This is a genomic window from Kitasatospora putterlickiae, assembly GCF_039527695.1.
Lineage (GTDB): Bacteria > Actinomycetota > Actinomycetes > Streptomycetales > Streptomycetaceae > Kitasatospora > Kitasatospora putterlickiae.
This window is the reverse complement of the sequence record NZ_BAAAKJ010000404.1, coordinates 5,286-15,678: the sequence shown is the minus strand read 5'-3', so window position 1 is coordinate 15,678 and position 10,393 is coordinate 5,286. Positions and strand designations below refer to the sequence as shown.

13 protein-coding genes are annotated in these 10,393 nt (G+C 74.2%); 6 read left to right on the top strand and 7 right to left on the bottom strand.

The window, feature by feature from the left end:
* Nucleotides 1–163 precede the first annotated feature (163 nt).
* Together ABD308_RS34450 and ABD308_RS34445 are read left to right on the top strand one after the other, a co-directional pair.
* Nucleotides 164–868 (top strand): class I SAM-dependent DNA methyltransferase, encoded by a 705-nt coding sequence (locus ABD308_RS34450; protein ID WP_344343788.1) that lies wholly within the window; start codon nucleotides 164–166, stop codon nucleotides 866–868.
* A gap of 68 nt (nucleotides 869–936) precedes the next feature.
* Nucleotides 937–1,689 (top strand): Clp protease N-terminal domain-containing protein, encoded by a 753-nt coding sequence (locus ABD308_RS34445; RefSeq protein WP_344343786.1) that lies wholly within the window; start codon nucleotides 937–939, stop codon nucleotides 1,687–1,689.
* Nucleotides 1,690–1,746: 57 nt separating this feature from the next.
* Here ABD308_RS34445 and ABD308_RS34440 read toward each other — a convergent pair whose 3' ends face one another.
* On the bottom strand, nucleotides 1,747–2,238 hold the full coding sequence (locus ABD308_RS34440; RefSeq protein WP_344343784.1) for an NUDIX domain-containing protein: 492 nt from the start codon (nucleotides 2,236–2,238) through the stop codon (nucleotides 1,747–1,749).
* 97 nt (nucleotides 2,239–2,335) lie between these two features.
* On the bottom strand, nucleotides 2,336–2,773 hold the full coding sequence (locus tag ABD308_RS34435) for an SRPBCC family protein (protein ID WP_344343782.1): 438 nt from the start codon (nucleotides 2,771–2,773) through the stop codon (nucleotides 2,336–2,338).
* A 160-nt stretch (nucleotides 2,774–2,933) separates the two neighbouring features.
* On the opposite strand from ABD308_RS34435, the gene ABD308_RS34430 reads away from it, so the two are divergent.
* Entirely contained in the window at nucleotides 2,934–3,257 is a 324-nt protein-coding gene (locus ABD308_RS34430; RefSeq protein WP_344343780.1) for an STAS domain-containing protein, read from the top strand.
* Here the strand turns inward: ABD308_RS34430 and ABD308_RS34425 are convergent.
* From ABD308_RS34425 to ABD308_RS34415, 3 genes are all read right to left on the bottom strand, one after another.
* A complete protein-coding gene (locus ABD308_RS34425; protein WP_344343778.1) occupies nucleotides 3,162–4,130 on the bottom strand; it encodes a sigma-70 family RNA polymerase sigma factor in 969 nt (322 codons plus the stop codon). The two genes, ABD308_RS34430 and ABD308_RS34425, sit on opposite strands and share 96 nt — an antisense overlap.
* Before the next feature lie 119 nt (nucleotides 4,131–4,249).
* On the bottom strand, nucleotides 4,250–4,525 hold the full coding sequence (locus ABD308_RS34420; protein WP_344343776.1) for a hypothetical protein: 276 nt from the start codon (nucleotides 4,523–4,525) through the stop codon (nucleotides 4,250–4,252).
* A gap of 120 nt (nucleotides 4,526–4,645) precedes the next feature.
* Nucleotides 4,646–4,912, bottom strand: a complete 267-nt coding sequence (locus ABD308_RS34415) for a UBP-type zinc finger domain-containing protein (RefSeq protein WP_344343774.1) — start codon at nucleotides 4,910–4,912, stop codon at nucleotides 4,646–4,648.
* Between the two features lie 74 nt (nucleotides 4,913–4,986).
* Here ABD308_RS34415 and ABD308_RS34410 point away from each other — a divergent pair, with 74 nt between their 5' ends.
* Nucleotides 4,987–7,458: a lysylphosphatidylglycerol synthase transmembrane domain-containing protein gene (locus ABD308_RS34410; protein WP_344343772.1), complete on the top strand. Its 2,472-nt coding sequence runs from the start codon at nucleotides 4,987–4,989 to the stop codon at nucleotides 7,456–7,458.
* A gap of 25 nt (nucleotides 7,459–7,483) precedes the next feature.
* Here the strand turns inward: ABD308_RS34410 and ABD308_RS34405 are convergent, their stop codons facing one another.
* Nucleotides 7,484–7,684, bottom strand: a complete 201-nt coding sequence (locus tag ABD308_RS34405) for a hypothetical protein (protein WP_344343770.1) — start codon at nucleotides 7,682–7,684, stop codon at nucleotides 7,484–7,486.
* A gap of 322 nt (nucleotides 7,685–8,006) precedes the next feature.
* Here ABD308_RS34405 and ABD308_RS34400 point away from each other — a divergent pair, with 322 nt between their 5' ends.
* Entirely contained in the window at nucleotides 8,007–8,651 is a 645-nt protein-coding gene (locus ABD308_RS34400; protein ID WP_344343768.1) for a class I SAM-dependent methyltransferase, read from the top strand.
* On the top strand, nucleotides 8,648–9,232 hold the full coding sequence (locus ABD308_RS34395; RefSeq protein ID WP_344343766.1) for a TrmH family RNA methyltransferase: 585 nt from the start codon (nucleotides 8,648–8,650) through the stop codon (nucleotides 9,230–9,232). The genes ABD308_RS34400 and ABD308_RS34395 overlap by 4 nt, the downstream gene beginning before the upstream one ends.
* Nucleotides 9,233–9,278: 46 nt before the next feature.
* On the opposite strand, the gene ABD308_RS34390 is transcribed toward ABD308_RS34395, so the two are convergent.
* Nucleotides 9,279–10,337 (bottom strand): MDR family NADP-dependent oxidoreductase, encoded by a 1,059-nt coding sequence (locus ABD308_RS34390; RefSeq protein ID WP_344343764.1) that lies wholly within the window; start codon nucleotides 10,335–10,337, stop codon nucleotides 9,279–9,281.
* Between the last annotated feature and the right edge of the window lie 56 nt (nucleotides 10,338–10,393).

Here is a 10,393-nt window from a genome sequence, read left to right as displayed (position 1 = left end):
GCCGCTCCGGCGGACTCCGAGCGGCGGACCGGGGCGCACCGGGGCGCACCGGGGCGCACCGGTGCTACGACCCGCTCGGCTTCGACCGTTAGCCACGACAGGCTCAAGCCGGCGCGCCGATAATCGTTCGCGGCCGGCGCGGCGGCCCTCAATACTGCCGGGCATGGTGGACTTCTCCGACTTCGACACCCGCGGCTACCCCACCGTGGACGTCCGCACCGGCTACGCCGGCTGGGTCGACACGTACGAGCAGACCGTCGAGGACGCGATGGATCTCGCCGTCCTCGACCGGCTGGACACCCCGCGGTGGGCGGAGGTCCGCCGGGCCGCCGACCTCGGCTGCGGGACCGGGCGGACGGGCGCGTGGCTGCGCGGCCGGGCCGGCGCGGGGCTGGTGCTGGACGGGGTGGACCTCACGCCCGAGATGCTGGCGCGCGCCGAGGCGCGGGGCGCCCACGACGGCCTGACGGAGGCCGACGTCGCCGACACCGGGCTCGCGGCCGGCGCGTACGACCTGGTGGTCTCCTCGCTGATCGACGAGCACCTGGCCGACCTCGGCCCGTACTACCGCGAGGCCTTCCGGCTGGCCCGCCCGGGCGGGCACTGCGTTCTGGTCGGCCTGCACCCGTACTTCATCATGGCCGCCGGCATGCCGACCCACTTCACCGGCGCGGACGGCGCCGACGTCGCCATCACCACCCACGTCCACCTGGTCTCCGACCACCTGGCGGCCGGGCTGGCGGCGGGCTGGACGCTGGTGGAGATGCGCGAGGCGGTGGTGGACGAGGTGTGGATCGCGCTCAAGCCGAAGTGGGCGAAGTACCGCAGCCACCCGGTCTCGGCGGCGTACGTGTGGGAGAAGCGGTAGGACCTCAACCCTCCCTAGCGTCAACCGATGGTTGACGACCCTCGGGTCGACAACCTACGGTTGACGCTATGGAGAATCCGATCGTTCCCAAGACCACCGCGCTGCGCCTCGACGACCTGATCGACGCGATCAAGAAGCTCCACACCGACGCGCTCGACCAGCTCTCGGACGCCGTCATCGCGGCCGACCACCTCGATGAACTCGCCGACCACCTCATCGGCCACTTCGTCGACCAGGCCCGCCGCTCCGGCGCCTCCTGGACCGACATCGGCCGCAGCATGGGCGTCAGCAAGCAGGCCGCCCAGAAGCGCTTCGTGCCCAAGGACCCGGCCACCCCCAACGACCTCGACCCGAGCCAGGGCTTCGGCCGGTTCACCGACCGGGCCCGGAACGTCGTGATGGCCTCCCAGGAGGAGGCCCGCCAGGCCGGCAACGCCGAGATCGGCGCCGAGCACCTGCTGCTCGGCCTGCTCGCCGAGCCCGACGCCCTGGCCGTGCGGGCGCTCGCCGCCCAGGGCGTCACCCCGGAGGCGCTGCGCACGGCCGCCACGGCGGCGCTGCCGGCCCCGGTCGCCGAGGTGCCGGGGCTCATCCCGTACGACGCCCGGGGCAAGAAGGCCCTGGAGCTGACCTTCCGGGAGGCGTTGAAGCTCGGCCACAACTACGTCGGCACCGAGCACATCCTGCTCGCCCTGCTGGAGCTGGAGAACGGCGCCGGGGTGCTCGACGACCTCGGGGTGGAGAAGGCCGAGACGGAGAGGTTCGTCACCGAGCTGCTTGAGGCCTTCATCGCGTCGAGCAAGAAGGACCAGCAGGGCTGAACAAGCCGTTCCGGGGCCGTGCGGGACGGGCGCGGCCCCGGGACACCGGAGAACCGGTCAGAAGCCGGAGACGTGGGTGGTGACGATCCGCACCCGCCCGTCCGTCTTAGCCTCCAGGGCCGCGCTCAGCCGTGACGACCGGGCCGGGCCCAGCAGTTCGAGCGCCTCGGCGTCGCCCACCCAGCGGTGGTCGTCCAGTTCGCCGGCCGGGACGGTCACGGGGGTGCCGTCCGGGACGGTGCCGAAGTCGAAGAGGAAGTGCTCGGCCGGGTGGTCGAGTTCGTCCGAGGGATGGGTCCAGGAGATGGCCAGCAGGTCTCCGGCCTCCCGCACGATGCCGGTCTCCTCCAGCAGCTCCCGGGCCGCGCACTCGGCGGGCCCCTCCCCCAGGTCGATGGTGCCGCCGGGGAACTGCCAGTACTCCCGGTAGCCCGCCTTGACCAGCAGGATCCGCCCGGAGGCGTCCCGCAGGACGCACCCCGCCGCCGCGTAGATCCGCGGCAGCGAGGCCAGCCACTCTTCACGGGACTTCAACGGCTCGACCGACACGGCGGGGCCTCCTGGGGCGCGGGAACGAACGTGCGCCCCACTCTGCCAGCCCCCGGCGCCCCGCCGGCCCGCGGCCCGGTCAGCCCTGGGCGGGCGGTCAGCCCTGGACGGTCAGGTGCTCGACCAGCCGGTCGAAGCTGGAGTTGTGGCCGGCCTCCGCCTCCGGGCCCAGGAACATCGCCGGCACGTTCTCCTGCTCCATGAGCACCCGGGTGCGGCCGTCGCCGAGGTCGGTGAGGGTGATCCGGCCGGTGAGGCCGACGCCCTCCTCCAGGAACTCCAGCATCTCGCCCTCGCGGATCGCGGTGAACCGGCCGCGCAGCGGGTAGCGGTCGCCGGTCGCCTCGATCACCATCGTGCTGTCGAAGCGCCCGCCCACCTCCGGCTCGATGGTCACGGTGTCCAGCGGCACGTGAGTGCCGACCGGACCCCAGAAGCGGACGAACCGCTCGGGCTCGACGTACGCCCGGAAGACCTCGGCCGGGGTGGCCGGCAGCTCGCGGACGATGGACAGGGTGCCGAGGTTCTCGGTCATGGTGGTGGTTCCCTCTGTTCGGTGGACGCGCCGCCCGGTGCCGCGCTTTCCGAGGGGTAGACCGGAGGCTCGTCGAAAACTCATCGCTCTCCGGCGAAAGTTTTTCCGGAATCTTCCCGGCGGGCCGATGAGGCTCCTCCGCCACGGCGGTCTCACCTCCGTGAAGACCGAACCGGAAGCCCCCGCCGACCACCCGCTGAGCTGCGACCTGGGCGCCCTGACCGCCCCCGACCTGGCCGTCGTCGACGCCCTGGCCCGGCTGCGGCTCGCCGCCGCCCGGCACGGGGTGCGCCTCGTCCTGCGCAACGCCAACGGCCCGCTGCGCGAACTGCTCGCGTTCAGCGGGCTGGCCGCCGTCCTCCCCGTCGAGGAGGAGGACGGCGCAGGGCTACTCCCCGGCCGCCAGCCGTGGCGGGAGGCCGAAGAGCGGGAACAGCGCGTCGGTGTCCAGGAAGTTGGTGAGCCCGGTGATCCGGCCCGCTGACACCTCCAGCACGATCAGCGCCCACGGCTCGTGCCCGCCGTCCGGGCTCGGCCGGTACTGGCCGAACGCCGGGCCGCCATTGGCCTCCACCGGCACCAGCCGCGAGCCCCGGCAGCCGTGGCCGGGGCCGAGCATCCACTCCCGGATGTCCGCGTGCCCGGTCAGCCAGAGCGCGAACGGCGGCATGTTGAGCGTGACGTCCTCGTGCAGCAGCGCCGCCAGGCCGTCCATGTCGTACGCCTCGAAGGCGGTGACGTACCGGGCCAGCAGCGCCCGGTGGTCCTCGTCCAGCGACGCCGCCGGCCGGGACGCGGCCGGGTCGGCGGCGAGCACGGCCCGGGCCCGCTGGAGCGCGCTGTTCACCGAGGCGACGGTGACACCGAGCAGTTCGGCGGCCTCGTTGGCCCGCCAGCCGAGCACCTCGCGCAGGATCAGCACCGCCCGCTGCCGGGGCGCCAGCCGCTGGAGCGCGGCGACGAAGGCCAGCCGCACCGACTCGCGCCGCGCGACGACCTCGGCCGGGTCGCCGGTCTCGGGCAGCACCCGGCCGTCCGGCGTCGGGCCGATCCAGGTGACCTCGGGCAGCTGGGCGTCGGTCGCGGTGGCCACCGTGGACGGGCCCGCCAGGTCCATCGGCCGGGCCCGGGCGTTGCGGCCGTTCAGCGCGTCCAGACAGACGTTGGTGGCGATCCGGTAGAGCCAGGAGCGCAGCGCGGCGCGGCCCTCGAAACCCCGGTACCCGCGCCAGGCGCGGACCATGGTGTCCTGCACCGCGTCCTCGGCCTCGAAGACCGAGCCGAGCATGCGGTAGCAGTACCCGGTCAGCTCCGTCCGGTACCGCTCCAACTGGAGCTCGACCGGTTCCTCCGTCATCAGCTCGGTCATCGTCCGCGCCCCCGCTCACCCGCCGTCGTCGATCACCGGGAAAGGTACCGCGGAGCTCTGACACCCGCCCCGCCCCGCCTCGGAACGGAGGCGGGGCGGGGGGCCGCTCAGTGCGCGCTGTGCTTCTCGGCGCCGCGGTGACGGTGCCCCTTGAGTTCGGCGTGCCGCGCGGGCGCGGTGTGCGGGACGGCGGTCTCCGCGTCCCGCCCGCCGTGCCGGAAGGGGACGGCGCCCGTGGTCCCGGCACCGGCGGCGGACCGCGCGGTCGTGGTGCGCAGCCGTGGCGGGAACGTGTCCGGCGTCGTCGCCATGCCCCGGCGTTCCAGCAGCTCCTGGGTACCGCCGCGGAGCCTGGACGGGCTTCCCGCTGTTCGCTCGGTCATCGTCGGCCTCCCTTCGGTGGCCTCCGGGCGGACGGAGCCCGGCCGGAGGCCGCACGGGCGTTATGTCCCGATCGGTCGGGGATTACACCTCAACCCACGGCCGCCGGAACGTCAACCCGGTCACCCCATGAGCTCGTGGACGAAGCACCACCGCCAGTCCTCCCCCGGCTCGTAGGACCGGATCACCGGGTGCGAGCTGTCGTGGAAGTGCGCGGTGGCGTGCCGCCGCGGCGAGAAGTCGCAGCACCCGATGTGGCCGCAGTCCAGGCAGAGCCGCAGGTGCACCCAGTCCCGGCGCCCCTCGGCCAGGCAGTCGGCGCAGCCGTCCACGGGCGGCAGGGGCGCGATGTCCCGGGGTGCGGCGGCGAGGTCTTCGCAGGCGCTCATGGGACGCACAGTAGTGACGCCGGGCCCGCCCCGCTCCCCGACACGCACCCGGGGGCACGTGGGAGCATGCCCAGGTGGCGAACGCAACGGGGAGCAGGACCGCTGAGACGGCCGGCGACACGACCGGTGACAGGGGAGACCCCCCTCCGCCCGGCATATCCGGCACCGGGCGGATCCGGCAGCCCGCGGCACTGATCCGGCTGCTCACCGGCCTCGCCGTGATCTCCCTGACCCTGCTCTTCGCCGACTGCGCCCGCGCCACCACCAGCGGCCTCGCCGAGGACGTCGCCGCCGCAGCCGCGCTGGTGCCGCAGCCGCTGGGCGGCGTCGTCGCCGGCCTCACCACCGCCGCGCTGCTGCTCCTGCCCGGCTTCTCCGCCGCCCACCGGCTGCTGCGCACCGCGGCCGACCGGCGGCAGGTCCTCCAGCAGCTCGCCGACGGTGTGCTGGCCGCCGTCCTGGCGTACGGCGCCTCGCTCGCCGTCGACCTGTGGATCGAGGGACCCGCGCCGTTCTCGCTGGTCACCGCGCTCACCCAGCCGCTGCCCGGTGACCCGCTCGCCCGCACCCAGCCGGTGTACGGCTACCTCGCCCCGGTCCTCGCCTTCCTCACCGCCTCCGCGGCCCGCGAACGGCGGGTGCCGTGGATCGTCCTCGCCCTCTCCGCGCTGGCCGGGCTCGCCGGCGGGACCGCCACCCCGACCGCCCTGCTGCTGGGGGTGCTGATCGGCTGGACGGCCGCCCACGGCACCCGCTGGGCCGTCGGCACCCCGGACCCGCGCCCCCGGCCCGCCCAGCTGCTGCACGCCCTGCGCGAGGCCGGCCTGCGCCCGGTCACCGCCACCCCGGCAGGCCACGACCGCTACCTGGTCGGCCAGCGGGACGGGCGCCCCGAGCTGGACGTCCAGCTGCTCGACCGGCAGGCGGTCGCCGCCGCCCTGGTGCAGCGCGCCTGGCGGCGGCTGCGGCTGCGCACCGCCCCGCACCCGCGGGCCCTGCGCTCGCTGCGCACCGGGCTGGAGCACGAGGCCCTGGTCTCCTACGCGGCCGTCGCCGCCGGGGTCCGCACCCACCGGATCGCCGCCACCGCCGAACTCGGCCCGGACACCGCGGTGGTCGCCTACGAGCGGCTGCCCGGCCGCACCCTGGACGAGCTGGCCGACGAGGAGCTCACCGACGCGCTGCTCGCCGACGCCTGGGGCCAGCTGGCCCTGCTCCAGCGGCGGGCGATCGCGCACCGCGCGCTGGTGCCCTCCGCGCTGCTGGTCGACGCGGCGGGCGCGGTGCACCTGGTGGACCTGGCGGACGGCGACATCGCGGCGGGCGAACTGGTGCTGCGCAGCGACATCGCCCAGCTGCTCACCACGCTCGCGCTGCGCACCGGGGCCGAGCGGTCGGTGCGCGCCGCGGTGACGGTGCTCGGCCCGGACGCGGTCGCCGCCGCGCTGCCGCTGCTCCAGCCGATCGCGCTGGCCCGCGAGACCCGGCACGCCCTCAAACGGGCCGGACTGGCCACCGCCACCGCGCCGCCCGCGCCCGACCTCCTGGAGCGGATCCGCGCCGAGGTCCTCCGCAGCCGCCCGCAGGCCCCCGTCCGGCCGGTCCGGCTGGAGCGGCTGCGCCCCCGCACCCTGCTCGCCGTCGGCGGCGGCCTGGTGGCCGGCTGGCTGCTGCTGCCGCAGTTCTTCGCGACCGAGAGCAACCCGATCGCCGCCGTCGCCGATGCCGACCCGTTCTGGCTGGTCCTCGCCCTGCTCGCCGCGGCCGTCAGCCACGTCATGGGCGCGATGGGCTTCGTCGGCTTCGTCCCCGAGCGGCTGAACTTCCGCAACGCCGTGCTCGTCCAGGTCGCCGGCTCCTTCGTGAAGCTGGTCTCCCCCGCCGGGGTCGGCGGCGTCGCCCTGAACACCCGATTCCTCCAGCGGGCCGGCATCCCGACCGCGCAGGCGCTCTCCAGCGTCGGGGTCGGACAGCTGCTCGGCCTGGTGCTGCACCTGCTCCAGGTCGGCGCCTTCCTCTACCTGACCGGCGTGGAGACCGAGAACTCCGAGCTGGACGCCCTGCCGTTCGTGGTCGGCGGCCTCGCCGTGGCGGGCGCCCTGCTGGCCGGGGTCTCCTCCGTGCCCGTGACCCGGCGCTGGCTGGCCGCCCGGCTGCGCCCGCTGACCACCGAGGTGCTGCCCCGGCTGGTGGAGCTGCTGCGCAACCCGGGACGGCTGGCGGTCGGCTTCACCGGGCAGCTGCTGGTGTCGATCACGCTGATCGCCTGCCTGTACTGCTGCGCCAGGGCGGTCGGGCAGCAGCCGGGCTTCGCGGCGGTCGGTGTGGTGTTCCTGGTCGGCAACGCGGCCGGGAACGCCGCGCCGACCCCGGGCGGGGCAGGCTTCGTGGACGGCGCGCTGATCACCGGCCTGACGAACCTGACCTCGATGGAGAACGGCGGGGCGGTGGCCGCCGTCACGCTCTTCCGGCTGCTCACCCTCCTGCTTCCGGTGCTCCCGGGCTGGGCGGCGTTCAGCTGGCTCCAGCGCCGCGGGGCGCTCTGAGCCGGGCCCCTCCCGCCCGCAGGGGCTACTCCCGGTACTCGTCCTCGTCGAGCGGGACGATCCGGCTCTGCTCCGCGACGTCCGCGACGTCGGTGGCCGGGTCCGCGCCGAGCGCACGCCGTTCGGCCAGCTCGTCGTACTCGTCCTCCGCCGTCCGCTCGTCCGGCTCCGCGGCCTCGTCGACCTCGTCGACCTCGTCCAGGTAGTCCTCGTGGTCCTGCGGCATGGCGTCCGTCCTCGTTCCTCGAAGGTTCCTCGGAGGCTTCTTCCGACCCGATGGCGACTGCCCGGTGGGGTACTGGCAGTATCCGTCGGCCGCCGCCCGGGCGCGAAGCGCCACCGGCCCGTCGGCGTGTTGCCTCCTACCCGGATCGGCCCGTTGAAACCGGCCGGAATCGCACCCCCGGGGCGTCCACGGCGAGCGCGACCGCGCCGCCCCCGCGGGCAGAACGGGCCTCCCGGCCACCGGGGTACGATCGGAGCCGTACCAGCAGGGCTTACCCACACCTCCCGGTGGCCCCGAGGCCCTTCCGAACGACGGGGAAATCATGTCCGGCTCGCACTACTTCACCGGTGCACCCGAGGTCGCCAGCGAGCGCCGTCCGATCACGGTCACCCTGCCGGACCTCACCCTGGAGCTCACCACCGACGCGGGCGTCTTCTCCCGCACCCGGCTGGACCCGGGCACCAGGATCCTGCTGGAGCACGCGCCACCGCCCCGGGTGCGCGGCCCGATCCTGGACGTCGGATGCGGCTACGGCCCGATCGCGCTGACCTGGGCGAGCCGCCGCAAGCGGCTCCCGGTCTGGGCGGTGGACGTCAACGGCCGCGCCCTGGAGCTGGTCCGGCACAACGCCGAGTCGCTGGAGCTGGGCAACGTGCAGGCCGCGCTGCCCGAGGAGGTCCCCGCCGACCTGCGGTTCGCGGCGATCTACTCCAACCCGCCGATCCGGATCGGCAAGGCGGCGCTGCGCCGGCTGCTGGAGCAGTGGCTCGGGCGGCTGACCCCGGACGGCTCCGCCTTCCTGGTGGTGCAGAAGCACCTCGGCTCGGACTCGCTGCAGAAGTGGCTGAACGAGCAGGGCTGGCCGACCACCCGGCTGACCTCGGTCAACGGGTTCCGGATTCTGGAAGCGCGGCCCCGCCCGACGGCGGGCGAGGGCCCCGAGAGTGGACGAGGGACGACGTCGTGAAGCAGCTCCGCGGGACCGAACTGAAGCGGCTGCACCGCTCGTGGCGGCGTGGCAACGAGTTCCGGCTCGCGATGATCCTGGAGAACCTCCAGTCGCCCTTCAACGTCGGCTCGGTCGTCCGCACCGGCGCCGCGATGGGCGCGGAGAAGCTCTACCTCACCGGTGACACCCCGTCGGTGCGCTCCTCCGGCGCGCAGAAGGCGGCGATGGGCACCGACAAGTACCTGAAGGTGGAGCACTTCCCCACCGTCACCGAGGCGATCGCGGCGGCGAAGGCCGACGGCTTCAAGGTGGTCGGCCTGGAGCTCGCGGACGAGGCGGTGCCGATGTTCGCCGCCGAGCTGACCCCGGCGGTCGCCTTCGTCCTCGGCCACGAGGACCGCGGGGTGACGGCGGAGGCGCTCGGTCTCTGCGACCAGGTGGTGTTCGTGCCGCAGCTGGGCCGGGTCGGCTCGCTGAACGTCTCGGCCGCCGCCACGGTGGCCTGCTACGAGGCGCGCCGCCAGGGGTACGCGCTCACCGGCACCCCGGACGGCTCCGACGCCGGCGGCCCCGAGGGCCTCGACCTCGACGACGAGTGAACCGCCGTCGGCGGGAGGGTCCGACCCCTCCCGCCGACGGAGCGGCTCACACCTCGACCAGCACCTTGCCCCGGTTGGCCCCCCGGTCCAGGTAGAGGCTCCGGTAGGCCTGCGGGATCGCGTCGAACCCCTTGTGCACAGTCTGGTGGTAGCGGATCTCCCCGCTGCCGACCAGCCCGCCGAGCTCCCGGTGCATCTGCGCCAACAGCGGCTCGGTGAACCACTCCTGGGCGAAGATCCCGCGGATCGTGGTGCGCGGGAACATGATGTACGGCAGCAGCCTCGGCCCGGTCAGCTCGCCGTTCACGGTGGTCGCCCACTGCCAGCAGACCGCCACCCGGCTGTCCACGTTCAGCATGGTGAACACCGCGTCCGTGATGGTGCCGCCCAGGTTGTCGAAGTACCGGTCGACGCCGTCCGGCGCGGCGAGCAGCAGCGCCTGCCGGGCCTTCTCCGCGTCGTCTCCCTGCGCGTAGAGCACCACCTCGTCGAAGCCCAGCTCGCGCAGGTACTCCGCCTTGCCCGGCGAGCCGGTGGTGCCGACCACCCGGCCGGCGCCGGCCCGCTTCGCCAACTGGCCCACCAGGGTGCCGATCGAGCCGGACGCGCCGCTGATCACCACGGTGTCGCCGGGGCGGACCTCCAGGAAGCGGGTGAGCGTGCCCCAGGCGGTCATCCCGGGCGCGCCCATGATGCCGAGCGCGGTGGACAGCGGCAGCCGCTCGTCGTACCAGGACGGGTCCAGCCGGCGGTAGGCCGGGAAGACCATCGGGAAGGCGCCGGTCGTCCACAGCTCCTCGGCGCCGTTGTGGACGACATGGGTGCGCCAGCCCCCGAAGCCCTGCACCAGGTCGCCGACCGCGAACGCCGCCTCCGGCCCGGCCTCGACCACCTCCATGATCGAGTCGGCGCCCATGTGGTGTCCGACCGGGGTCTCCAGCGCCAGCCCGTTCTGGTACGGGTCCACCGAGACGTACCTGGTCCGGAACAGCATCTCGTCCGGCCGCAGGTCGACCTCGACGTCCTCCACGACCTTCTCGTAGACCCGGTTGACGTCGGGCACACCGTCCAGGTGCTCCCGGACCACCCACTTCTCGATCCTCATGCCAGGGCTCCCGTCTCCACGCTCTCGCTGTTCTCGGTCCGCGCCGCCTCGCCGGC

Excerpts from the sequence above, each read along its gene's own strand:
- ABD308_RS34450 (WP_344343788.1), top strand. The coding sequence starts at position 164 with ATGGTGGACTTCTCCGACTTCGACACCCGCGGCTACCCCACCGTGGAC.
- ABD308_RS34445 (WP_344343786.1), top strand. The coding sequence starts at position 937 with ATGGAGAATCCGATCGTTCCCAAGACCACCGCGCTGCGCCTCGACGAC.
- ABD308_RS34435 (WP_344343782.1), bottom strand. The coding sequence starts at position 2,773 with ATGACCGAGAACCTCGGCACCCTGTCCATCGTCCGCGAGCTGCCGGCC.
- ABD308_RS34425 (WP_344343778.1), bottom strand. The coding sequence starts at position 4,130 with ATGACGGAGGAACCGGTCGAGCTCCAGTTGGAGCGGTACCGGACGGAG.
- ABD308_RS34420 (WP_344343776.1), bottom strand. The coding sequence starts at position 4,525 with ATGACCGAGCGAACAGCGGGAAGCCCGTCCAGGCTCCGCGGCGGTACC.
- ABD308_RS34415 (WP_344343774.1), bottom strand. The coding sequence starts at position 4,912 with ATGAGCGCCTGCGAAGACCTCGCCGCCGCACCCCGGGACATCGCGCCC.
- ABD308_RS34405 (WP_344343770.1), bottom strand. The coding sequence starts at position 7,684 with ATGCCGCAGGACCACGAGGACTACCTGGACGAGGTCGACGAGGTCGAC.
- ABD308_RS34400 (WP_344343768.1), top strand. The coding sequence starts at position 8,007 with ATGTCCGGCTCGCACTACTTCACCGGTGCACCCGAGGTCGCCAGCGAG.
- ABD308_RS34390 (WP_344343764.1), bottom strand. The coding sequence starts at position 10,337 with ATGAGGATCGAGAAGTGGGTGGTCCGGGAGCACCTGGACGGTGTGCCC.